We start from the raw sequence: 24,097 nt of genomic DNA, 5'->3' as shown, positions 1-24,097 counted from the left end.
TCACAGGAACAATAAATCTAAAGAAAAAGCCCTCTGCTATGAGAGGGCTTTGACTTAACAAATTGCAACGATTAGAAGCGGTATCCAACGCCGACCAAGAAATCAAGTCCAGTTCCCTTAACCCCAATACCACTGTAGGTTGCCCCAGATGAAGATGTAATGGTTGAAACTGTCTTGTTTCCATAAGCAGCATAATTAACTTCACCGAAAGCATAAATGGACGAGCTAACCATCTGCTTGTAACCCAAACCTAAGGTATATCCAGTTAAATTGGTAGTGTTATATGCAATGCTAGCGGTAGATATACCAATCGTAGCTCCTGTATAGCCAACCTTTGCATATGCAAGCCTATCTTTATCAATCACGTAACCGGGTGTGAGGACAATACTATAAAGATTCTTGACGTTGTAGGTTGCCGTTTCAGTTTTATTAAGTGCTGGGGATAAAGAGTAAGGAGATACCGAGGTGCCCACAGTCAAGTTGCCAGTAGCCGAGGAACTTGCGCCAGGATAGTAAGTTGCTCCTACTCCCAAAACATAAGACTCATTAATTCCAAAATTATAACCAGCGGCTAAATTAACTATTCCCGTATTAACATTGTTAATGTTTGAAGTCGACATGGTTGCAGGCACGCTAGAATATGGCGCAGGATATTTAGGGGTTCCATTACTTAGTGATGGTGTAAAAATTCCGAACCCAACACCCAATTGACCATAAGCACCTTCCCACGCATTCTTTTTCGCCGACTGTGCTTGTGCACTAGTTGCAAATACTCCAGCCATTGCTATAACTAAGGCGCTAATTTTTACTGTTTTCATTTATGTCTTCCTGTGTTTATTTTGTAATAAATCTGTAACAACTCAGAGAATCTTAAATATCTTTTTCTGAATTTGTATCTCGGGTTTTCCCTTTATTTATTTTGCAGTGCATCAATTGGGTTGACCTTACAGATGGGAAGCTATGTTTAAAGGGCCTAGAAACTAGTTTAAAGATTTTGGTATTGATGTAATATAAACGAACGATCGTATTATTTTTACAACATTGCAAGGTAAAATACATCCCATGAATCAAGTAAGGGTTAATTTAAAGGCTACAGACGAGCCAACCAAAGGGTCAGCAACCAAGATTTTGATCCTGAATGCAGCCTTAGAGATTTCAAGCAAATCGGGCTTAGAAGGACTGACCATTGGGAATCTAGCTGACTCTGTGAAGATGAGTAAAAGTGGAGTTTTTGCACACTTTGGCTCCCGAGAAGAGCTGCAAGTTGAGGTTATTCGTGCATACCATCAAAAATTTCAAGAAGTGGTATTCGCACCCGCCCTATTAAAACCAAAGGGCCTGCCCAGGCTTAATCAAATGATTAGCTCTTGGCTCAAAATGAGCAGCGGTGGTGATACCTCTAGCTGTTTCTTTATTTCTGGAGCCGCTGAATTTGATGACTGTCCCGGTATTGTTCGAGATGAGCTACTTCGTAGCGTTGAAGTATGGCGCTCCGCTTTGCTAAGAGCCATTAAAGAAGCAATTTCTGAGGGACATCTAAAAAAATCAGTGGATGCCCAAGCTCTACTCTTTAGGCTTTACAGCATTGCGCTAGGTGTTCACCATGATTCTCGTTTTCTAGAAAATCCAAAATGTCTAGCAATTGCAAATAAGCTAATTAAAGAAATTTTTGCAGCAAATCAAGTAACTAAATAATTCCTAATAAGCAACTCTTAAATCCCATCACAGAAGATAAAGAATATGCCTCAATACAACCCACCCCTCCGCGATATTCAATTCGTTATTCATGAAATGCTTGATGCTAGCAAAGAGTTTGCTGCTCTGCCTCCATATCAGGATGTAGATAAAGACACCATGAATCAGATCATCGAAGAGGCCGGCAAATTTGCCAGTGAGATCGCCTTCCCATTGAATCAAATTGGTGATCAACAAGGTTGTACGCGGCATGAGGATGGATCGGTGTCAACTCCTGCTGGCTTTAAGCAGGCTTATGAGCAGTATGTTGCCGGTGGATGGCCCGCTTTATCATGCGACCCCGCATACGGTGGCCAAGGATTGCCGCAATTACTCAATACGGTTTTGTATGAGACTTTAAATTCTGCCAATCAATCTTGGACGATGTATCCAGGTTTATCACATGGTGCCTACGAGTGCTTGCATGCACACGGGACTGAGGAGCAGAAGAAAACTTACTTGGAAAAATTGGTGTCCGGGCAATGGACTGGAACCATGTGCTTAACTGAGCCACATTGCGGTACTGACCTTGGCTTGCTAAAGACTAAAGCTGAGCCTCAAGCCCATGGCACTTACTCTATTACTGGAACAAAGATTTTTATCTCTAGCGGTGATCATGATTTAGCCGAGAATATTGTTCATCTTGTTTTGGCACGTCTTCCTGATTCTCCAATTGGAAGCAAAGGCATCTCTTTATTTGCGGTTCCGAAATTTCAAGTTGGGGCTGATGGTTCAATTGGTAAAGCCAATGCAGTGTCTTGTGGCTCTCTAGAGCATAAGATGGGCATACATGGGAATGCCACTTGCGTTATGAACTTTGATGGTGCTATCGGTACATTGGTTGGCGAACCCCATAAGGGTCTTAACGCGATGTTCGTGATGATGAATGCAGCGCGTTTGGGTGTGGGTATGCAAAGTCTAGGCTTGACCGAAGTGGCGTATCAAAACTCTGCTGCTTATGCCAAAGAGCGTTTACAGATGCGCAGCTTGACTGGTGCTAAGGCTCCTGAGAAAGCGGCTGATCCAATCATTGTTCATCCTGATGTACGGCGAATGCTCTTAACTCAGAGAGCTTATGCAGAAGCAGGCAGGGCTTTTTCTTACTGGGTAGCTCTGATGATTGATAAAGAACTCAATCATCCTGATGAAAAGGTTCGCAAAGAAACGGGCGAGATGGTTGCCCTACTTACGCCAATTATTAAGGCCTTCTTAACCGATAACGCATTTACTGCTACGAATGAAGGTATGCAGGTATTTGGTGGTCATGGCTATATTGCCGAATGGGGTATGGAGCAATATGTGCGTGATGCCCGTATCAATATGATTTATGAGGGCACCAACACCATTCAATCCCTTGATCTCTTGGGTAGAAAAGTTCTTGGAGATATGGGCAAGAAGCTCACCAAGTTTGGCAAGATCATCGAACAGTTCATCGAAGATGAAGGTGTTCGCAAGGAAATGCAGGAGTTTATCGATCCGCTTTCTGATATCGCTGTCAAGGTTGAAAAGCTCACCAAAGAAATTGGTATGAAAGCCATGATGAATCACGAAGAAGTGGGCGCTGCTGCAGTTCCTTACTTGCGCGTTGTGGGCCATTTGATTTATTCCTATCTTTTTGCGCGCATGGCAAAGATTGCTTTGGCCAATAAATCGAGTAATGATCCTTTCTATCAGGCGAAGCTAGCTACTGCCCGCTTCTACTTTGACAAACTCCTTCCTGAGACAGCCATGCTGATCCGTCAAGCACGTGCTGGCTCTAAATCGTTAATGGCTATGCCTGCTGATTTTTTCTGAGAGACTGAACATGAGTGATAACAAGATTATTAAAAAAGTAGCCATCCTAGGTGCTGGTGTGATGGGTGCCCAGATTGCTGCGCAGTGCATTAATGTCGGTCTACCAGTGGTTCTATTTGACTTGCCAAGCAAATCGGATGATGGCAAACCTGTTAACAAGAATGCGATTGCAATGAAAGCGATCGAGAATTTGAAGAAACTAAAACCCGCTCCACTGGGTTTATCTTCAGAAGCCAATCTAATCACCCCTGCAAATTATGAGGACGACTTAGGCCTCTTGGCAAATTGTGACCTCATTATTGAGGCTATTGCTGAACGTTTAGATTGGAAGCATGCTCTTTATGAAAAAGTGGCTCCACATATTCCGGCGCATGCTCTGTTTGCTACCAATACCTCAGGCCTTCCTATTGGCGAGCTTGCCAAAGGCTTTTCTGGAGATCTGAAGAAGCGCTTCTGTGGTGTGCACTTCTTCAATCCACCTAGATATATGCATTTACTAGAACTCATCCCGGCAGCGGATACCGATCCTGCCGTATTAGATGCTCTAGAAACCTTTATGACTTCCACGATGGGCAAAGGGGTTGTGCGTGCTAAAGATACGCCGAACTTTATCGGTAACCGTGTAGGTGTTTTCTCGATCCTGGCTGTTTTTGCAGAGGCACAAAAGTTTGGTCTGGACTTTGATGAAGTTGATGCGATTACCGGTAGCAAACTTGGACGTGCTAAGTCAGCGACCTTTAGAACCAGCGATGTCGTTGGCTTAGACACCATGGCTCATGTCATTAAAACCATGGAAAATGCATTACAAGGCGATTCTTTCTCCGCCCTATTTAAAACGCCTGAGGTTGTAAGTCAGCTCATTGCAAAAGGTGCGCTGGGCCAGAAGACCAAGGCAGGCTTTTATCGCAAGGATGGCAAGAATGTTCTTGTATTAGATGCTGCCACCGGTGAATACAAACCATCTACTGCAACAATTGAACCGCTGATTGAACGCATTCTAAAAAAACCTATTGCTGAACGTCTAGAATTGTTAAGGGAAACTGATGAACCCCAAGCGCAATTCTTGTGGGCCATCTATCGGGATATCTTTCACTACTGTGCCATTCATCTTGGTGAGATTGCGCAATCGGCCCGTGAGATTGATTTTGCAATGCGTTGGGGTTATGGCTGGAATTTAGGCCCCTTTGAAGACTGGCAAGCGGCTGGCGTAACGCAAGTGGCTAATTGGATTAAAGAAGATATTGATGCAGGCAAATCACTAAGCAAAGAACCTTTGCCCGCATGGATCTTTAGCGGCCCAGTTGCTGATAAGCAAGCTTTCCACACGCCTGAAGGTTCATGGTCTGCGTCTGAGAATAAATACATCCCCCGCTCTGCTTTGCCGGTGTATCAAAAGCAAGTATTTAGAGCGCCACTATTAGGAGATGGATCTCCCGATCCTAAAATAGCGGGCACTACTATTTTTGAAAACACAGACTTCCGAGCTTGGGTAGATGCTAATCAACCTGAGGTTTTAATTGCCTCATTCCGCTCGAAGATGAATACCTTCAGTCCAGATGTCTTAAGTGGTCTGCAAAAAGCAGTTGAGATTGCAGAAGCAAATTATGCGGGATTGGTGATCTGGCAGCCAAGTTCATTAAAGCTCGGCACACCTGGCGGACCTTTCTCTGCAGGCGCCAACTTGGAAGCCGCGATGCCAATGGTTATGAAAGGCGGTCCTGCTGGAGTTGAGCCGTTCGTCAAAGAGTTTCAAGACACGATGATGAAAATCAAATACTCCCAAGTACCTGTAGTTGCTGCAGTCTCTGGCATTGCTTTAGGGGGTGGTTGCGAACTGGTTCTTCAATCTGCACGCAGGGTTGCCGCTATGGAGAGCTATATCGGCTTAGTGGAAGTTGGTGTTGGCCTATTGCCTGCTGGTGGCGGACTAAAAGAAGCGGCTATTCGGGCTGCACAGGGAGTCGCGCTTGCTGGTAATACCAATTACTTAGATTTCACCAAAGCGTCTTTTGAAAATGCTGCGATGGCTAAAGTTTCTTCATCGGCCCAAGAAGCAATGAAGATGGCTTACCTGCAAAAGGGTGACATTATTGTTGCTAACGTCTATGAGTTACTAGCTCAAGCACAAAATCAGGTCAAGGCAATGCGCTACTCAGGATATAGGCCACCTATCCCAACCTTAATACCCGTAGGCGGCCGTTCTGTTGCTGCCACCGTGATGGGCCAGGTAGTCAATATGCGTGATGGTGGATTTATTTCTGAACATGATGCTCACATTGCTCAGAAAATCATCCAGATTATTACCGGTGGTAATGTCGATGCAGGAACACTGGTAACAGAAGAATGGCTGCTCAAACTAGAGCGTCAGGCTTTTGTGGAGCTCATTGGTCACCCTAAATCGATGGAACGAATTATGGGCATTCTCCAAACTGGCAAGCCTGTTAGAAACTAATTTACCGAGATATCACTATGAAAAATATCCAAGACGCATATATCGTTGCAGCTACTCGCAGTGCCGTTGGCAGATCTGGACGAGGCGCATTAAAAAATACTAGGCCAGATGATTTGCTTGGCAATGCCTTGCAACATATTCTGACGCAAGTCCCTACCCTGGATCCCAAAGCCATTGAAGATGCCATTATTGGGTGCGCAATGCCAGAAGGTCAACAAGGTTTGAATGTGGCTCGCATAGGTTTACTCCTTGGCGGCCTGCCAAATACTATAGGTGGCATTACCGTAAACCGCTTCTGCTCCTCCGGATTAAATGCTATTGCCATGGCAGCTGACCGCATTCGGGTTGGTGAAGCGGATGTGATGATTGCTGGTGGCGTTGAGTCTATGAGCATGGTACCGATGGGTGGCAATTCCCCATCAATGTCGCTAGAAATCTTTATGGGCGATGAAAATATTGGTATCGCTTACGGCATGGGCTTAACCGCTGAGAAAGTTGCGCAGCAATGGAAGATCAGTCGCGAGGATCAAGATGCTTTTGCATTCCATTCGCATCAAAAGGCTATGGCTGCACAAGCTGCCGGTGAATTTAACTCTGAAATCTTCCCAGTTAAGGTAGCTCATCGCTCGATGGATCTGGGTAAAGGTGAAGTAGATGTGCAATGGCGTGAATTTTCTAAAGATGAAGGTCCACGCATAGATACCTCGCTTGAAGGTTTGGCCAAACTCAAGTCTCCATTCGCCGCAAGGGGCAGCGTTACTGCTGGCAATAGTTCACAAACCTCTGATGGTGTTGGTGCACTTATCTTGGCTAGTGAAAAAGCAATCAAGACCTTTGGCCTCACCCCTTTGGCGCGCTTTGTTAGCTTTGCCGTAAAAGGTGTTCCACCTGAAATCATGGGCATTGGTCCTAAGGAAGCAATTCCAGCCGCCTTAAAACTTGCAGGGCTCAATTTGCAGGATTTAGATTGGATCGAATTGAACGAAGCGTTTGCAGCTCAGTCTTTAGCTGTCATCCGCGATCTCGGTTTGGATCAAAGCAAAGTCAATCCTTTGGGTAGCGCTATTGCCCTTGGACACCCTTTGGGTGCAACAGGCGCCATCCGTGCTGCTACAGCGATTCATGCCCTACAGAGACGTAATCTTAAGCACGCCATGGTGACGATGTGCGTTGGTACTGGCATGGGCGCTGCTGGAATTTTTGAGCGCTGTTAATTAGCCTAATTTAAATCAGGAGACTTCAGAATGTTAAAGAAGCAATTTATCCTATCGGCCTGCATACTTGGTCTAATTGGATGCAACGTGAATGCTCAAGCTACCGACCCAGCTATTGGAGTTTGGAAGACGATTGATGACAAAACCAATGAGCCCTCTTCTTTAATCAAGATCGATGAAGTAAACGGCAAACTGGAAGGCACTATTATCAAAACCTTTCCAAAGCCGAATGAAAAGCCTTTGGTGTATTGCACGCTATGCAAAGATGATCGCAAAGATAAGCCTATCCTTGGGATGAAAATCATGACCGATCTAAGACGAGACAAACCTGGTGTTTGGATAGATGGAAAAATTCTGGATCCTGAAGAAGGTGAAATCTATCGCGTCAAAATTGCAACTGAAGATGGCAAGAAAATGGATGTCCGTGGCTATATTGGTGTTCCATTACTAGGTCGTACCCAAGTTTGGTACAAAGCTGAGCAGTAATCTACAGATCACTTAAAAAATATGAGCCATCAACCTCTTCCAGAAGTGCTACGCAAACATTTGGCGGATGGTAATTTACCCGTCATTGCGGCCCCACTTTTTATTATCAGCAATCCTAAATTAGTGATAGCCCAATGCAAAGCGGGCGTGATTGGCTCTATGCCAGCCCTCAATGCCAGACCAGCCGAACAGCTTGAAGAATGGTTGATTGAAATTACCACTGCATTGGATGCATACAACAAAGAACATCCTAAGAAGCCTGCTGCACCTTTTGCCATCAATCAAATTGTGCATAAAAGTAACGATCGTCTTGAGCATGATATGGCGCTATGCGTCAAATACAAAGTACCCATCATCATTACCTCCCTTGGTGCACGCGAAGAAATTAATACTGCCGCACATAGCTATGGCGGAATCGTATTGCATGACATCATCAATAATGCTTTTGCTAAAAAGGCGATAGAAAAAGGTGCTGATGGCTTAATTGCAGTTGCAGCTGGTGCTGGTGGACATGCCGGTATTAAAAGCCCCTTTGCGTTAATTCAGGAAATTCGGGAATGGTTTAAAGGACCATTAGTACTGAGTGGCTCTATTGCTACTGGCGGTGCTGTTTTGGCAGCTCAGGCCATAGGCGCTGACTATGCGTACATTGGCTCTGCATTTATTGCCACTGAAGAAGCGCGTGCGAGTGAGGACTATAAGCAAGCAGTGGTTGATTGCAGCTCAGATGACATTATCTTGAGCAACCTTTTTACTGGTGTATCCGGTAATTATTTGGCGCCCTCCATCCGTAACGCTGGCTTGGATCCGGATAATCTTCCAGAAAGTGACCCAAGCAAGATGAACTTTGGTGGCGCAGCCCAGAAAGCGTGGAAAGATATTTGGGGTTGCGGTCAAGGTATTGGGGCCGTGAAAGCGGTTACACCGACAGCGCAGTTCGTTGCTCGTTTAAAAACTGAATACGATCAAACTAAAGCCAGCCTGCTTAAAGGCACTGCATAGCCCATATGATTAATCATCAGCTAGTAGACGGCATTCTGAAGATATTACTGAACCGTCCTGAAAAAAAGAATGCGTTCACCAATGCGATGTATCGCGAGCTTACGCAGATACTGTCTGATGGCGACAAAAGTCCTGAAGTGCAAGTAATGCTGATTTCTGGGGCTGGCAATGCCTTTTCTGCCGGAAATGATATTGCTGATTTCATGCAATCCCCCGTTACTCATAAAGATGCCCCGCCCATTAACCTATTGAAAGTGCTGGCAGGATTAACTAAGCCGTTAATCGCTGCGGTTGATGGTGTTGCCGTTGGTATAGGGGCGACATTACTGTTTCATTGTGATTTGGTATACGCTCAAAAGGATGCACGCTTTATTTTTCCATTTGTTTCGCTAGGATTGGTTCCAGAAGGCGCCATCTCTTTATTACTTCCACGCCTCGTTGGTCATCAAAGAGCGTCAGAAATATTGCTTTTTGGCGAACCCATGAGCGCTGACGATGCAAAGCAAATTGGATTTGCAAACAAGGTAATTACAGAGCCATCCGCTTTGCCTTATGCAGAGCTGCAAGCTCAAAAACTTACCTCCCTCTCCTTCGGGTCTGTTTTACGCACTAAGTCACTATTGAAAGATGGCGCTCTGAAGACTGCAGTACTCAATCAAATTGATATTGAGGGCAAACTCTTCATTGATAGGCTTCATAGTCCTGCAGCGAAAGAGGCTCTGACCGCTTTTTTAGAAAAGCGCGCTCCTAATTTTGATGGGCTGGATTAGTAATGGTTTTTAGTTTTTGAGAATGTAGCATTCCTAGATCTATCAATTCGGGAGAAAATATGCAATTAACCATTAATGATAAATCAGTTGAGCTGACGGTAGATCCTAGCATGCCCCTACTGTGGGTTATTCGCGATGTTTTGAATATGACTGGAACGAAATATGGCTGCGGCATAGCCGCTTGCGGAGCTTGTACTGTTCTCGTTAATGGTCGAGCTACGCGTTCCTGCGTAACCCCGGTGGAAAGTGTCTCTGGCGCAAAAATTACCACTATTGAATATTTAGGCACCCCAGAAAAGCCCCACCCTCTTCAAGCTGCTTGGATTCAAGAACAAGTTCCACAATGTGGCTATTGTCAAAGTGGCATGCTATTAGCCGCTGTAGATTTATTGACACGCAAACCTAAGCCAACCGATGCTGATATCGATGAAGCGATGTCCAATATTTGCCGTTGCGGTACGTATCAAAGAGTCAAGGCTGCCATACATACCGCAGCAAAGGAGCGAGCATGAAGCGCCGGACGATGATCCTCAGCACACTTGGTGTTGCAGGTGCGCTCATTGTGGGATGGGGCGCCCTCCCAGCCAGATCACGACTTGGAAGTCCTGATAATTTCTTGACTGGAGATGGGGCTATTTCTCTGAATGGCTGGATTCAGATTGCTCCCGATGGTAGCGTGGGTCTGGCTATGAATAAAAGTGAAATGGGACAAGGTATTTTTAATGCCCTGATGATGCTTGTAGCAGAAGAGTTAAACGCCCCAATGGCCAGCATTTATCTTCACCAAGCTGCTTATGACGGCATTTATGGCAACGTAGCACTTTTTATGGGAGCCCTGCCGCTGCATCCCGTCGTCAATGACGGTGAAAAACCTTTCATTATGAAAAGTAGTGAGTGGCTTGTTGGCAAAGTTGCTCGTGAATTAGGTATCAATGCTACTGGCGGCTCTACTTCAGTAGCGGATTCGTGGCTCAATTTACGTTATGCTGCAGCTACAGCAAAAGCCAGCCTACTGATGGCTGCATCCAAGCAATGGAATGTACCCGCCAAAGATTTACAGGTAATAAATGGAAAAATTATTGGTCCTGGTGGCAAATCAGCTCACTTTGGAGACTTTGCTAAAGAGGCTGCAGCTCTCACGCCAAATGAAGTGGCGTTAAAAGATCGCAAAGAATGGGAAGTTATTGGCAGGGATACGAAACGCGTAGACATCCCATCAAAGACGGATGGTTCAGCAATATTTGGAATAGATATCAGACTTCCAAACATGCTTTATGCAACTATAGTTCAAGCTCCAATGATGGGTGGCAGCATTAAGGAGCTAGACACAAACCAGAATGTACCTGGGTTACTTAAGATTGTTCCGCTCAAGAGCTATGCAGGATCAGCCAATGGTTTTGCCGTTGTTGGTAAAACAACTTGGGATGCCATGCAAGGCTCAAAACAAGTCAAAGTTCAGTGGGCCGAGAGAAAAGATGGCGCCATCAATACCGATCAAATATTAAAGACACTCCAAGAAAATATAAAAAAGGATAACGGATTTACTTTCTATAAAACAGGTGATACAACAGAGGCCGAGAAGAAGGCCAGAAAAGTTATCGAAGCCAGCTATTCTGCTCCCTATTTGGCACATGCAACTCTCGAGCCAATGAATTGCACTGTGCAAATTAAAGATGGTCAAGTGGATGTTTGGGTGCCAACTCAAATTCCAGGACTAGCGAGAGCACTAGCTGCAAAAATCGCCAATGCTCCAGTTGCGAAAGTAAATCTTCATGTGACTCTATTGGGCGGTGGATTTGGACGACGCCTAGAGCTTGATTTTGTCTCCCAAGCTGTGCAAGTTGCCATGACTACAGATGGAAGACCTGTTCAGCTAACTTGGTCTCGAGAACAAGATATGGCCAACGACTTTTATCGACCAATGCAAGCTACCCAGCTCAAAGCATCCCTCAATGAAAAAGGTCAAGTAGATAGCTTGCGCATTGTCTCTGCTGGTGACGCCATTACCCCCCGATGGATGGAGCGGGTTTCCATTCCTTTGGCTGGTCCAATTGATGCCCCAGATAAAACAGCATCAGAAGGACTATTTGACTTTCCGTATGCCTTTACTAATCAACACATATCCCATATACCAACCCATATGGGTGTACCAATTGGTTATTGGCGTTCCGTTGGTCATTCACAAAATGCCTTCTTCCTAGAAAGTTTCATGGATGAATTGGCGTATGCTACTAAACAAGATCCACTAGCCTTTAGAGAATCCTTGCTGACAGATGCGCCGCGCTATTTAGCGGTCTTACAGCTGGCTGCCAAAAAAGCGAATTGGGGCGGCCCTCTTCCAAGTGGTCACGCTAGAGGAATTGCACTGCATGAATCCTTTGGCTCGATTGTGGCGGAAGTTGTTGAAGCATCAATTCAGAATGGAAAACCTCAGGTCCACAGGGTAGTTTGCGCAATTGACTGTGGCACAGTAATCAATCCCAATACGGTTGCCCAGCAAATACAAAGCTCAGTCAATTTTGGATTAACAGCAGCTTTGTACGGCAAGATAGATATCAAAGATGGCGTGGTTCAGCAAACAAATTTTAATAACTATCCAATATTGAGCATGTCAGAGTCACCCCAGGTAGAGACTTGGATCGTGCCGAGCACTAGGGCACCAGCAGGCGTGGGTGAACCAGGGGTGCCTCCTGTTGCACCAGCATTAAGTAATGCCTTATTTGCATTGACTGGCAATCGCATCCGAAAGCTACCTTTATTAGCCTAGTTTTCAAAATGAAACTTATTTAAGCTTCTGCCCGAATAAGATCGACTGCTTTTTCAGCGATAGCGATGATGGGCGCATTGGTATTGCCCCCAATAAGGGTTGGCATGATCGATCCATCAACCACCCTTAGACCCTCAATTCCATGAACTTTTAATTGAGAGTCGACGACTGCCATTGGGTCATTACCCATTTTGCAGGTACCCACTGGGTGATACACGGTATCTGATCTTTGCCTGATAACGTGACGAATATCATCATCTGTTTTTACATAAGGCGTAAAAATATCTTTCTTACGAATCTTAGTAAACGTTGGGGTATCCATTAATTTTTTAGTTAATTTATAGCCTTTAACTAAAGTCTCTAGATCCTCATCTTCTTTTAGGAAGCCAGGATCAATTAAGGGTGATTCATTCATACTTGCGCTAGCTAATGTTACTTGACCGCGGCTCTTTGGCCTAAGAACGCATACGTGACATGAGTATCCATGAGCCATATGGAGTTTTCTTGCATGATCGTCTACTAGACTAACCACAAAATGCAACTGCACATCTGGAGCCTCTAAGCTCGGATCCGTTTTCAAGAATCCACCTCCTTCGGCAAAGTTGGTCGCCAACAGGCCTTCGCGAGAGCGAACATACTTCACAATCTCACCCGTAAGTTTGACTGTGCCGCCAAGTGAAATGCCAATTAGATCAAGACTATCTGCAGAATAACCAAAGATAAAGTCGGGATGATCTTGTAGATTTTGACCAACGCCTGGCAAATCATGGACCAGCGGAATGCCAAACTTTTGCAGTTCTTTTTCAGGCCCCACTCCAGAAACCATTAACAATTGAGGGGAGTTAAAGGCGCCGGCACACAAGATCACTTCTTTATTTGCGCGAATGCTATGCCGCTTGCCGCCTTGGTTATAGCTCACACCAACTGCACGCTTACCTTCGAATAATATGCGCTCGACTTGAACGCCAGTTTGAACATTTAAATTAGAGCGCTTGCCCATATATGGATGAATATAGCCGCGCGCAGCACTCCAACGCTCACCATTTTTATGAGTCACTTGATAGATACCCAGGCCCTCTTGTTCCTCGCCATTAAAGTCATGGTTGATATTAAATCCAGCTTCTTTAGCGGCCTCTAAATAAAATTGTTGAAAGGGATTATGGGATTGAAGATTGGAAACATGTAAAGGGCCATCATTTCCGTGGAACTCATCAGCTATAGCGGCGTTATTTTCGCTTTTTTTGAAATAAGGTAGTAGATCTTGATATGACCAACCGTCATTTCCTAATGCTGCCCAGTGGTCATAGTCCGATTTATGGCCGCGGATATAAATCATTGCATTAATTGCTGAGGAGCCTCCAAGACACTTTCCTCTGGGTTGATATCCACGACGTCCATTTAAGCCCGATTGCGGTACGGTCTCATAAGCGTAGTTGTTTAATGGGGTTGGCAGCATAGCAACAGCGCCTGCCGGAGTCTTCACAACCCAACTATCGCCCTTGCCGCCCGCCTCTAGTAGCACCACTGAGGTGCTGGCATCTTCGCTTAAGCGCCCTGCCACAACTGAGCCACCAGATCCTCCGCCAATCACAACATAGTCATAGCTATGTGAAGTCATGCTGTCTCCTTAATTGCACCAGCGCTGATATAGCTTTCTGCTGGCCGATGGCTGAATATTTATTTTACTTAGATCACCAGTGTAGTGTTTCACTACACGATGATCCATCAAGGCAAACCATAATGGTGGAAAGTAAGCCAAGGTAATCATGGATGCATACCCACCCGGTAATTGCGGTGCTTTATCAAAATGTCGCAGCGCTTGATATCGTCTAGTTGGATGTGCGTGATGATCAGAATGACGCTGTAGGTGATACAGCAAAATGTTTCCAACTATATGGTTGCTGTTCCAAGAGTGCTCTGGTGCACAGCGCACGTACTCACCATCTTGATCTTTTTGACGCAATAGTCCGTAGTGCTCTACATAGTTCACAACCTCCAACATGGAGGCAGCGTAGATGCCCTGAAGGGCAAGAAAGATCAGGGCTGCCCATCCCAACCAAAGCATGAGAGCACCATACAAGAGAATGGTGAGAGACCAAGCTTGGAGATTTTCATTCTGGATACTCCAAACGCCCTTACCTTTTCTTTTTAAGCGTTCTCGCTCTAATTCCCATGCTGAATATAGGCTACCCAATACAGTGCGCGGCAGAAATACCCAAAAACTCTCTCCCATACGAGCGCTAGCGGGATCCTCTGGGGTTGCCACCCGTTTGTGATGACCGCGATTATGTTCAACAAAGAAGTGGCCATACATACTGGAAGCTAATGCTAATTTAGAAAGCCAGCGGTCAATTGAATCTTGTTTATGCCCAAGTTCATGGGCAGTTCCTATACCAATACCATTGGTAGATCCCACGGTAAATACTAAGGCGATGTAGGCATACCAATCTAAAGACTGAGTCGCTGCCAGCCAAGTTCCATAGACTGTGCCAATGAGCTGAAGGGGAACATAAAGCCAAACCAGCGCGCGATAAAAGAAATCTTTATTTAAGCTCTCGACAGCGGATTCCGGAGGATTGCTAAAGTCTTCACCAAAAGTCAGATCTAAGATAGGGATGGCGATATGAATGATGGCGGGGGCAAAAAGCAAATAAAGCCACTGACCCGTCAATACGAATGCCAGAATAGAAGCGGTAAAAGCAAATGGAATGGTTGGGCTCAATAACCAAAGCCAGCGCTTATCATTCCACTCTGGATTTTGGGTTGTTGTTATGCCATTCATAACTACATCTTAGCCTCGACTCACAAAAATTGCTTGATTGGATGGCCCGCCTTTTGGGATGCAGTGTTCGGAGCATCTCAGTAGAATCCCTAATGAAGAGGTAGCATGAAAGCCCTATTAGTGACCGATAAGGCCTGATCCAAAGGGAGGTTTGGATAGCCAGATTAGGGGCATCAGCGCTACCAGAATGAGTCCTGCCAATAGCATTAGCTGATTGGTTGAAAGCATGTAGGCCTGAGAGGTAACCAAGTTATCGATCAAGGCGTATCGTTGCATTTCTGTCATGCCGAGTTTGGCAGTTGTTTCCATCAATTGTTGGTATGCAAGATTCCCCGTCTGAATATTGCTCATGAGGTTCTCATGCTGTCTAATCGCATTGTCCTGCCAGAGCGTAGTGGCAACCGCTGTTCCTACACTGGCACCCACGTTTCTTAAAAAGTTAGAGATACCCGTACCAGAAGCAATTTGACTCCCCCTGAGCTGTGACATAGAAATTGCAGACATTGGCATGAAGAATCCTGCAATACCCACACCCATAATGAGGCGAGCAAACATTAGCGTTTTTTCGTCGACGCCAGTTGTAAAGCCGGCAGCCATCCAGCACCCAATTGCCATGGCGGCAAATCCAATAGTGGCAATGATTCTCGCGTCAATACGATGGATATTGGCCCCAAATAAAGGGCCACAAAATAAAGCCAATACTCCAGTGATTGCCATGACCTTGCCAGAGTTAAATGCGGTATAGCCCAATTGGGTTTGCAGCCATAAAGGGCCGATCACAATGTAGATGTAAAAGGCAAAAGATCCTATCCCCAAGCAGATGGCAGAGGTACGAAAGTTCACCAGCCTAAATAAGCGCAAATCCACAATGGGGTGCTCTGCCCCCAACTCCCAGAGAACAAAGGCGACCCAAGAGATAAAGGAGATCGTTGCTAAAGTTGCAATGAATGATGATGACAACCAATCTAATTCACTACCCTTATCAAGTGCAATTTGCATCGAGGCGACAGCAGCAACTAGTAGTGCTATGCCAATAAGATCAATTTTCTCTTTAGAGGACTCAGGCTTTGGAGCCCCATACAACCAGTAAACCATCACAGCAACCAAAATGCCAAATGGCAAATTGATATAGAAAGCCCAACGCCACACCAAATTATCGGTAAGCCAGCCACCAATTAAGGGCCCTAATACAGGCGCCACTATGGTAGTTGTCGCCCAAATACCCAATGCCATACCCCGCTTTGCTGGCGGATAACATTTCATGATCAAGGTTTGGGAAAGCGGAATCATTGAAGCGCCAACAATGCCTTGCAAGATGCGCGAGATGACCAGCACCTCGAAGGATGGCGCCAACCCACACAGCATTGAAGCTATCGTAAAAAGTATTGTGGCAAAGATAAACTGACGTACCTCGCCAATTCTCTTGGCTAGAAAACCAGTTAATGGCAAAAAGATAGCTTCGCTAACTGCGTAGGAAGTAATGACCCAGGTCCCTTGAGTTGGGCTAATAGCAAAATCTCCTGCAATCGTTGGTAAAGCAACGTTTGCAATGGACATATCGAGAACGTTCATAAAGGATCCCAAGGCAAAAGCCAAGGTTCCAAGTACCAGCTTATATCCCTTAAGAGGCTCTAGCTCAGGCGCACTCATAAGGGCTAATTATGGCTTCTTAGAGTTCGTCAATAGAGACTGAATATGGCGCTCAGCTTTATCAAATTGCTTTTGATAAATAGTAGTGTCACTAATGGGACCTTTATCCATCGCCTGCAGTGAACTACCATCGCGATCACTAGTATCGACTTTAACATTCATTGATAAGCCAATATTTAAGGGGTACTTACTTAACTCATTACTATCCAGCGCGATTCTCACAGGTAAGCGCTGCACTACTTTTACCCAATTTCCTGTGGCATTCTGAGGTGGCAAAAGAGCTAAAGTGGAACCTGTTCCAGGGGCAAAGCCAACTACCTTGCCATGAAATTCCATCTTGCCTCCGTAGATATCAGATTCCAATTTCACCGACTGTCCAATGCGAATATTTTTAAGCTGATCTTCTTTAAAATTCGCATCAACCCAAATCTGATCGCCCGCAACCATCATTGCCAGTTGAGTGCCTGGAGCTACACGCTGGCCAACTTGAGCATACCGCTTTGCTATTGTGGCTTTAGCTGGACTTTGAACATCAACTCGAAGCAGATTGATGTAGGCTTGGCGGGCATTAGCCATCGCCTTTAGCAAGGCCAACTGAGAGTGTTCCAGCTCCTCTTTTGACACACTGGCATCGCCCTGTAAGACCTTACGCTTTTGGTAATCTGCATTCGCATTTCGCAAATCAATGTCTGCTTTTTCAGATGCAATCAGTACTTCTGTAGGGTCAACCCTAAAGAGTGTTTGGCCCTCCTCGACAGATTGGGTTTCAGAAACATTGACAGTAGCAATCGCGCCTTCTATTTGGGATACAACCTGAATCTGAGAACCTGCTACATATGCATCATCAGTAGATTCTGAATGACGGCTAAAAATAAGCCAGTACAGCAGTCCTAAAAGAAAGACGCCAACCAGGATCGCGAAAAAGATCTTGAAAGCTTTTGGTCGATTAAAACCGCCATTGTTTGTAGTAGTGTCCATGGATATTCCGAGTGAAATACTTATTGAGTTTGTCCGCTTAATTTCGCTTGAGTTCTAGATTCAGATTTAGACTGAAGATAAGATCCGCCTAAGGCCTGAACCAGCACCACATTGGCAGTTAACAGTTTGGATTTAGCATCTGCATAGTTTTGCCCCTGCAACAGATAAGCCTGCTCCGCAGTTAAAGACGCTTCTTTGGAGGCGATTCCAACCTCGCTTCTACTGCGCGTAATTTCAAAATTTCTTTTGGCGTTTATCTCGGCATTAGCGAAGCCCTCATAATTAGCCTGTGTATTCTTCACAGATCCAATGCTATCGGCAACCTCTCGCAAAGCTTGTACTAGTTGCTCCTGATATGAGGCAATCGCTTGGTTTCGATTGGCTTCTTTGCCAGTTACGTTGGCATCAATTACGCCGCCATCAAAGATTGGCAGATTTATCGCAGGGCCGATACTAAATTGCTGACTTCTGCTAGAAAAAAGTTGGGATAAGCCAAATGATTGAACTCCGATGAAACCTGCAAGATTCACGTCCGGCAAGTACTCTAACTTTGCACCTTCTAATTGCAGCTTTGCTACATCAATCTGACTTAACAATGCCTGTAAATCAGGCCTGCGCTCCAATAGATCGGATGGGATAACTTCGGGGAGACTAAGATTGGTTGCCTGAATCGATGGGGCCTTGAGCGATTCACCCCAGGATGGGCCCTCTTGAACCAAAGCAGCAAGTTGATGCTGCATCATCTTCACACTCAAATTAGACTGATTTACATTAGCTTGAGCAGACTCTAATTCTACCTTGCGCTGATTTACTGTCAACGCATCAACTAGACCTGCGTGCTGGCGGTCAATGGCAATACGCAGTAAATTCTTTCTGACCTCAAGCTCCCTCGCATAAAGTGCTCGAGCCTGAACCATATGGTCATAGTCAAAATAAACGCGCACAATCGTTGTCGAGAGAAGAAGTTCTGAGGCTTTGTAATTTGCTTGAGCAACAAGTACCTGATTCTTGGCGGCATCAAAATACTTCTTTTGCTTTCCCCAAATATCCAGAGACCAACTCAGTGAAGCATTGGCTAGTCCGTATCCGGTGTAAATAGGCATGCCAGGCACAAAAATATAATTCTGTGAAAGTTGTTGTCGATCAACCTGACCTCCAACACTTACCTGAGGAATAAATGCCGCCCTTTCACTCTCTAACATCGCTTGGGCTGCCGCTATCCTTGCGCCTGATGTATCCAAGCTAGGAGACTGCTTAAGCCCCAGTTGAATCAATTGATTTAACTGCGGATCACCAAATGCCGTCCACCATGCATCTTCAATAGGATTAGTACTGCTGTTATTGCTATTGGTTTGTGTAGCCAGCTTTGGCTCAAGCACATCAATAGATTTCGCAGCTTGCTCAGGCAACGCCTGCCTAGGAAAAAAGGCACAAGCCGATAGGAGAGAGCCTATGGACGTCACTAGGACTACGCTACATACCCAAGCTAAGCGCCTCATGAGCTCACCTCAAGTTGCTGTAAATTATTTTTTTCAATTCGCAATAAGAAATCGCGTAATTGATCAAATTCTTTTTGCGTAAAGCCATTTAATGACTGATTTAATAGATCGCACCACAGTGGTGGAATCGATATTGCCGCCTTCTTTCCGTCAGCAGTGAGCGATAGGCCAATTACACGTCCGTCCTTTTTGGAGGGCTCTTTTTGTATGAGTTTCATCTTTTCCAGTTTTTGAACCACGCGCACTGTTGCTGCGGCATTAACTCCTAACGCTTGCGATAAGGAAGAAATCGTAGCCGCTTCAGAATGTGAAACGAGGAGCAACACGCTCATCTGCGCTGCAGTAATACCAAGATCTGCCAGCCTCAAATCACCTAGGCGTTGATAGCTTGATTTGTTACGCAACATCAAATAAGCCACACTCCCCTGGGGGCGGTAATTATCTGGGGTGTAGAAAGAGGATGGTGAAGGGCTGGTATTTTTCATAAAACTAATTGACTAGTCAATGAATTTTATAACACAAGAACTTATTTTGCCGAGGCGGCTCAGCAGAAATCACCACAAACCTGATGAGGGTAAAAAACCCTTATTTGGGTGCTTTTAGGGTGATTTTGGGCTCAAATTAAGGAATAAGGTAACTAGGAATCGTTAGCAAGAGCTTGACTTAAAGCCGCCAAAAAAAGTTCTTGGCCGAGATGAACTTTCGCCTGCCAGTCTTCCCCAGAGTCTTCATTAGCCTCATCGGTGATGTATTTGAATGATTGCCAAGGTATTTGATGATCATGTGCAATCGCAGCAATTGCAAATAGCTCCATATCGACTACATCAACCCCTTGGCTATGCAACCAAGGATCGAATGCAGTTACAAAACTATCACCAGAGCCGCAGATAAATTGTCCGGTAGATACATACTCTTGTGGTCTTGTGCAAAAAGGAGTGCTGCCGCGAGGAGCTAATGGCTCGGTATCCATATCGCGCTGAATTACCTTGCCGATTTCTAGTAGGCCCTGTAATTCTGTATTGATTTTCCCTGCGGTACCAAAATTCAATATTCTCTTTGGTGAGTATTGGTGAATAGCTTTGATGCTGGTTATGGCAGCATTAATTTTGCCAACGCCTGAATAAACAATTTCCACGCCACTTGGTAGCGCTTCACGCTTGAGCTCGGACTCTAATGCGGTAATAATAAGAAGTTCTGTTTTCATATTGGTCGATGATGAATTTATTAGATTATCTACCCGGGGTTCCTGATTTTCCAAAACCCGGTGTTCTTTTTAGGGATATATCGCCCTTATTAGCCAATCCAACGGCTTTTAAAGAGGCTATTCGTCAGTTAAATGAGATTGCCCAGCAATTTGATTACACCCACATTTTGGGAATTGAGTCTCGTGGCTTTATCTTTGGCTCTGCCCTAGCCCACCATGCACATAAAGGCTTAGCGCTAGCCAGAAAGCCTAACAAACTCCCTTTAGCAAGCCACCGCGAAGCTTATGGTCTTGAGTATGGCAATGATGCTTTAGAGATTCAGCAATCTAGCCTACCTAAGGATGCCAGAGTACTGCTGCTTGACGATGTTCTTGCTACCGGCGGAACCTTAGTTGCTGCTGATAAATTGATTCGTAGTGCTGGCTTTGCAGTATGTGGTGCAATCACCTTGCTAGAAATTACTTTCCTAAATGGCAGCGATCTTTTAAATCAATCAGGCATTCGCCATCAGTCAGTATTAAAAAGCTAGAAGCTAGAGCAGTTTTTTAACGCTCTTGATAACCTTCACGGCACCCCAACCCACTGCAAGAGCCTTACTTGCCAGCTTAGGCCTGTAATGTGCCAAGGCTGCAAATGCACTAGTCCATAGGATCGGATTACTCCTTAGGAAGTTGACAGTATCAATACCTTTATCTGCCCAAGAGAGCGGCTTTTCCCAAGCCTCAAAATGTTCGGCAAACTCCGCGCGCTCACGGTGCGCCTGAAGCTTCAATTGATGTTGGCGCAGCTCTAAAGCTTTTAAATGCTCACTCATTTTGAAAGCGCTTCACGATCTTTGGCTAATTCAGTAATAGAGGCCTCGAATAGTCTAGGCATCGTACGTAGTGATTGTGTAATCAGCGCTGCCAGAATCAGACCAACTATTAAAAAGGCTGTGGTCAATAAACCTAGGGCCATCATGCGATCGGTCTCCCAGCTATAAATCACGATAAGCAATGCCAGCATCACTAAGCCAAAGAATAAAAAGAATAAGGCCCCAATAATCATCACTAACAAGCTGATGAATTTACTTCTAGCGATTTGTACATCCAGCGATAAAAGCTCTAAGCGCGTTTGCGCTATCGATGCACCAGTTGATGCAAGGCCTTTGATGGAGGAAAGTAAGTTTTCTTGAGACATAAAGGTCTAGCGGCGTCCAATGAATAAGCCAATCAGCAAACCTAAGCCAGCTGCAACACCGACTGCCTCCCAAGGATTGCGATGAACGAAATCATCTGCACCTTCAGCCGCTACCTTCGCTTTATCAAGCATCTTGCCCTCGACACCTGAGAGGCTTTCTTTGGCGCCTGCAAGAGTTTCTAGGGCTTTATTACGAATGGAGCTAATAGCAGCACCTGGATGATCTTCCGTTGCTTTGATTAAAGCTTCGGCATCTGCCATCAGCGATTTGAATTCACCAATCAGGCTTTCTGCGCCAGCTTGCTTATCATCATGCGAATCTGAATGTTCGAGTTTCTTAGCGGTCATGGAAATGGATTCCTAATAGATAAAGCATTAATTGCCAATATTTCTATTCTAAGCACTTCTAGCCTGAGATCCCAGTAATAAAACTGTCATGCCAGCATTGCCCTCCTTAAAGCGCTTGAGATACCGCTTTAAACCAGGACGGCGCCTAAGCAAGGCATGATAGGCCTCGCTACCATAGGCGACATCTTCGCCAAAATGGTATTCATCAACTCGATCTGAGTAACGGTTATTTTCTAGCGCTTCATGAATCGCCCACTTAATACGACCACCCTCACCACTAGACCCGTATCCATGAATCAAAATGATGGCCTTAATCCCTACTTCTAGCGATTTTCGTAGGATGTCCGTTAGGCGATCTAGAGCCTCTTCAACATATGGACCATCTTGCTTAATATTGAGCTCAATCGTGTCCGAGCTCAAGATAGGTAAATTGACAGAACCGCAATGCGGACACTGATTAAACAATGCCCGCATATTTCCGCAGTCAGGACATTCAGCGTTATGTGCCACCTTATGGAATCAGACTGAACTCCTTAAGAGCAGTACTTACCCTCTAAACCCCGTATATCTGTTGTCTTATCGTCAACCATGAGGTTCAAGGTCTTTTGCGCTAGCTCGCGATTCTCTGGAGTCTTGAGGCTCGCGTTAATTAATGTGGATACATCCTTGCGTATTGAAGTGTTACCGTAACGCAGACCCTTCAAGGTGGATACCGCTTCAGCAGATATCTTGCACTGCTGATTGACTAACTCAGAAGAATCTGACGGAGATGTATTCGCGTATGCGAATGCTGCAACAGAGATTGTTACAGCTGCTAATAGAGTCTTTTTCATCTTAGTTCCTTATTTTGTGACCACACGTTGGACAACAACCTACTTCTTTCGCCTTTGTCTTTCTGAGGGCGGCATACACACTGGATTCTGAAATCTGCATCTTTCTGGCTGCTTGAGCAGCGGTCATACCCTTCCCCACCCACTCCAAGGCTTGATGTGTTTTCGGTATCTGTCTCTTCATTTTATCTCCCAGTACCAACACTATATCACAACTTCTGAAGTTGTGAAGTTGTGAAGTGTAATAATTTAGTAATGAGATACCCTAATAAAAGGGATTGGGGATCGCCGCCTTGACTTCGGCCTTATTGGGGTGTTTAAGCCGCTTTGGTGTTATAAATACTGAATAAATAAGAAATTGGGGCTTCTTAAGACTGTCTTAAAGCACCCTACCAATTGAAGGAGATCTATGTCTTTACATTTCACGCCCAAAAAAGGCTTGCTGACTGTTTTTGCTGCCCTCATCACGGCCGCTTCAATTCCGGCCCTAGCGCAATCTAACCCTGCCTGGCCTACTAAGCCGATCAAAATTATTGTTGGCTATTCCGCTGGTGGTGCAACTGATGTATTAACCCGCCTAGTCTCAGTTGGAATGGGTAACGCCTTAGGTCAATCAATCGTGGTTGAGAACCGCCCCGGCGCTAATAGCAACGTTGGCGCTGAAATTGTGGCTCGCTCACCTGCAGATGGCTATACGCTTTACGCCTTTTCTATTGCGAATACGATTAACGCTACGCTCTATCCCAATCTAAGCTATGACCCGATTAAAGATTTTGAGCCGATCGGTATGATCGCCAAGATCCCGAATATTTTGGTAGTAAACCCAAATCTTCCAGTAAAAACGCTTGCAGAATACGTGCGCTACGCTAAGGATGCGAAAGATGGCGTAACCTTTGCCTCCTCTGGGAGCGGCTCATCTATTCACCTCTCCGGTGAAATGTTTAAGATGCAAGCAAAAATTCAAATGCTGCATATTCCTTATAAAGGTAGCGCTCCTGCAGTAACGGATTTGCTTGGTGGTCAAGTGGAATCCATGTTTGACAACGCACCCTCTGCATTACCTCATATTAAGGCCGGAAAACTTCGTCCGATTGCTGTGACTAGTGCCCAACGCTCCCCATTTTTGCCAGATGTTCCAACTATTGCTGAATCAGGCTATCCCGGTTTTGATGTGCAGTCTTGGTTTGCATTAGTCGCCCCAGCCGGAACTCCAAAACCAGTCATTACACAACTCAATGCCGCTCTGAATAAAGCACTTAACTCACCTGAGGTGCGTCAGCGCATGCAAGAGTTAGCCGCAACACCAGAGCCTGGTACCCCAGAAAAAATGGCGGCATTTGAAGCATCCGAAGTGAAGCGCTGGCGGGATGTTGTGAAGGCTTCTGGCGCTAAAGCCGAATAATTCAT

The 24,097-nt window shown here is 45.2% G+C and carries 24 protein-coding genes; 11 read left to right on the top strand and 13 right to left on the bottom strand.

The annotated features are described in order from the left end of the window. Window positions 1-71: 71 nt before the first annotated feature. Window positions 72-818 (bottom strand): outer membrane protein, encoded by a 747-nt coding sequence (locus ICN44_RS05970; RefSeq protein ID WP_216263120.1) that lies wholly within the window; start codon window positions 816-818, stop codon window positions 72-74. Between the two features lie 244 nt (window positions 819-1,062). On the opposite strand from ICN44_RS05970, the gene ICN44_RS05965 reads away from it, so the two are divergent. Genes ICN44_RS05965 through ICN44_RS05925 form a run of 9 tightly spaced genes read left to right on the top strand, consistent with a single transcriptional unit; the run spans window position 1,063 to window position 12,219 of the window. Next, a complete protein-coding gene (locus ICN44_RS05965; protein WP_216263119.1) occupies window positions 1,063-1,695 on the top strand; it encodes a TetR/AcrR family transcriptional regulator in 633 nt (210 codons plus the stop codon). A gap of 45 nt (window positions 1,696-1,740) precedes the next feature. Further along, the gene (locus tag ICN44_RS05960) at window positions 1,741-3,528 is read left to right on the top strand and encodes an acyl-CoA dehydrogenase C-terminal domain-containing protein (protein ID WP_216263118.1); all 1,788 of its coding nucleotides are present in this window, start codon (window positions 1,741-1,743) and stop codon (window positions 3,526-3,528) included. 10 nt (window positions 3,529-3,538) lie between these two features. After that, window positions 3,539-5,980 (top strand): 3-hydroxyacyl-CoA dehydrogenase/enoyl-CoA hydratase family protein, encoded by a 2,442-nt coding sequence (locus tag ICN44_RS05955; protein ID WP_216263117.1) that lies wholly within the window; start codon window positions 3,539-3,541, stop codon window positions 5,978-5,980. A gap of 17 nt (window positions 5,981-5,997) precedes the next feature. Further along, window positions 5,998-7,194 carry an acetyl-CoA C-acyltransferase gene (locus ICN44_RS05950; RefSeq protein ID WP_216263116.1) on the top strand — a complete coding sequence of 399 codons (1,197 nt, stop codon included), beginning with the start codon at window positions 5,998-6,000 and terminating at the stop codon, window positions 7,192-7,194. Window positions 7,195-7,224: 30 nt separating this feature from the next. Next, window positions 7,225-7,680 carry a DUF2147 domain-containing protein gene (locus ICN44_RS05945; RefSeq protein ID WP_216263115.1) on the top strand — a complete coding sequence of 152 codons (456 nt, stop codon included), beginning with the start codon at window positions 7,225-7,227 and terminating at the stop codon, window positions 7,678-7,680. Between the two features lie 21 nt (window positions 7,681-7,701). Beyond that, window positions 7,702-8,682 (top strand): nitronate monooxygenase family protein, encoded by a 981-nt coding sequence (locus ICN44_RS05940; protein WP_216263114.1) that lies wholly within the window; start codon window positions 7,702-7,704, stop codon window positions 8,680-8,682. A 5-nt stretch (window positions 8,683-8,687) separates the two neighbouring features. Then, a complete protein-coding gene (locus ICN44_RS05935) occupies window positions 8,688-9,452 on the top strand; it encodes an enoyl-CoA hydratase (protein WP_216263113.1) in 765 nt (254 codons plus the stop codon). Window positions 9,453-9,511: 59 nt separating this feature from the next. Then, window positions 9,512-9,964, top strand: coding sequence for a (2Fe-2S)-binding protein (locus ICN44_RS05930; RefSeq protein ID WP_216263112.1), 453 nt, complete (start codon window positions 9,512-9,514; stop codon window positions 9,962-9,964). Then, entirely contained in the window at window positions 9,961-12,219 is a 2,259-nt protein-coding gene (locus ICN44_RS05925; protein WP_216263111.1) for a molybdopterin cofactor-binding domain-containing protein, read from the top strand. The genes ICN44_RS05930 and ICN44_RS05925 overlap by 4 nt, the downstream gene beginning before the upstream one ends. Window positions 12,220-12,238: 19 nt before the next feature. On the opposite strand, the gene ICN44_RS05920 is transcribed toward ICN44_RS05925, so the two are convergent. The 7 genes from ICN44_RS05920 to ICN44_RS05890 all read right to left on the bottom strand — a co-directional run bounded on the left by ICN44_RS05920 (window position 12,239) and on the right by ICN44_RS05890 (window position 20,332). Then, window positions 12,239-13,837, bottom strand: a complete 1,599-nt coding sequence (locus ICN44_RS05920) for a GMC family oxidoreductase (RefSeq protein WP_216263110.1) — start codon at window positions 13,835-13,837, stop codon at window positions 12,239-12,241. Between the two features lie 9 nt (window positions 13,838-13,846). Continuing rightward, window positions 13,847-15,001, bottom strand: coding sequence for an alkane 1-monooxygenase (locus tag ICN44_RS05915; protein ID WP_216263109.1), 1,155 nt, complete (start codon window positions 14,999-15,001; stop codon window positions 13,847-13,849). Between the two features lie 117 nt (window positions 15,002-15,118). Further along, complete coding sequence (locus ICN44_RS05910) at window positions 15,119-16,651, bottom strand: DHA2 family efflux MFS transporter permease subunit (protein ID WP_255537437.1); 1,533 nt, start codon at window positions 16,649-16,651, stop codon at window positions 15,119-15,121. A gap of 9 nt (window positions 16,652-16,660) precedes the next feature. After that, entirely contained in the window at window positions 16,661-17,629 is a 969-nt protein-coding gene (locus ICN44_RS05905) for an efflux RND transporter periplasmic adaptor subunit (protein ID WP_216263107.1), read from the bottom strand. A 20-nt stretch (window positions 17,630-17,649) separates the two neighbouring features. Continuing rightward, entirely contained in the window at window positions 17,650-19,128 is a 1,479-nt protein-coding gene (locus ICN44_RS05900; RefSeq protein ID WP_216229136.1) for an efflux transporter outer membrane subunit, read from the bottom strand. After that, window positions 19,125-19,613 carry a MarR family winged helix-turn-helix transcriptional regulator gene (locus ICN44_RS05895; protein ID WP_215322043.1) on the bottom strand — a complete coding sequence of 163 codons (489 nt, stop codon included), beginning with the start codon at window positions 19,611-19,613 and terminating at the stop codon, window positions 19,125-19,127. Before ICN44_RS05895 ends, ICN44_RS05900 begins: the two co-directional genes overlap by 4 nt. A 152-nt stretch (window positions 19,614-19,765) precedes the next feature. Next, window positions 19,766-20,332, bottom strand: coding sequence for a 5'-methylthioadenosine nucleosidase (locus ICN44_RS05890; protein ID WP_216263105.1), 567 nt, complete (start codon window positions 20,330-20,332; stop codon window positions 19,766-19,768). 8 nt (window positions 20,333-20,340) lie between these two features. On the opposite strand from ICN44_RS05890, the gene ICN44_RS05885 reads away from it, so the two are divergent. Continuing rightward, window positions 20,341-20,862 (top strand): adenine phosphoribosyltransferase, encoded by a 522-nt coding sequence (locus tag ICN44_RS05885; RefSeq protein ID WP_255537435.1) that lies wholly within the window; start codon window positions 20,341-20,343, stop codon window positions 20,860-20,862. A gap of 3 nt (window positions 20,863-20,865) precedes the next feature. On the opposite strand, the gene ICN44_RS05880 is transcribed toward ICN44_RS05885, so the two are convergent. The 5 genes from ICN44_RS05880 to ICN44_RS05860 are packed head-to-tail and all read right to left on the bottom strand — an operon-like array spanning window position 20,866 to window position 22,693. Continuing rightward, window positions 20,866-21,147 carry a YqjK-like family protein gene (locus tag ICN44_RS05880; protein ID WP_216263104.1) on the bottom strand — a complete coding sequence of 94 codons (282 nt, stop codon included), beginning with the start codon at window positions 21,145-21,147 and terminating at the stop codon, window positions 20,866-20,868. After that, the gene (locus ICN44_RS05875; RefSeq protein ID WP_216263103.1) at window positions 21,144-21,512 is read right to left on the bottom strand and encodes a phage holin family protein; all 369 of its coding nucleotides are present in this window, start codon (window positions 21,510-21,512) and stop codon (window positions 21,144-21,146) included. The genes ICN44_RS05880 and ICN44_RS05875 overlap by 4 nt, the downstream gene beginning before the upstream one ends. 6 nt (window positions 21,513-21,518) lie before the next feature. Beyond that, window positions 21,519-21,860 (bottom strand): YqjD family protein, encoded by a 342-nt coding sequence (locus tag ICN44_RS05870; protein WP_216263102.1) that lies wholly within the window; start codon window positions 21,858-21,860, stop codon window positions 21,519-21,521. A 48-nt stretch (window positions 21,861-21,908) separates the two neighbouring features. Further along, window positions 21,909-22,370 carry a Smr/MutS family protein gene (locus ICN44_RS05865; RefSeq protein ID WP_216263101.1) on the bottom strand — a complete coding sequence of 154 codons (462 nt, stop codon included), beginning with the start codon at window positions 22,368-22,370 and terminating at the stop codon, window positions 21,909-21,911. A gap of 23 nt (window positions 22,371-22,393) precedes the next feature. Beyond that, a complete protein-coding gene (locus ICN44_RS05860; RefSeq protein ID WP_216263100.1) occupies window positions 22,394-22,693 on the bottom strand; it encodes a hypothetical protein in 300 nt (99 codons plus the stop codon). Window positions 22,694-23,099: 406 nt separating this feature from the next. Here ICN44_RS05860 and ICN44_RS05855 point away from each other — a divergent pair, with 406 nt between their 5' ends. Next, window positions 23,100-24,092, top strand: a complete 993-nt coding sequence (locus ICN44_RS05855; RefSeq protein ID WP_216263099.1) for a tripartite tricarboxylate transporter substrate binding protein — start codon at window positions 23,100-23,102, stop codon at window positions 24,090-24,092. Window positions 24,093-24,097: the final 5 nt, after the last annotated feature.

It is taken from the genome of Polynucleobacter sp. JS-Fieb-80-E5 (genome assembly GCF_018882015.1).
Lineage (GTDB): Bacteria > Pseudomonadota > Gammaproteobacteria > Burkholderiales > Burkholderiaceae > Polynucleobacter.
The sequence above is the reverse complement of the archived record's forward strand: the minus strand, read 5'-3'. Positions and strand labels throughout refer to the sequence as shown.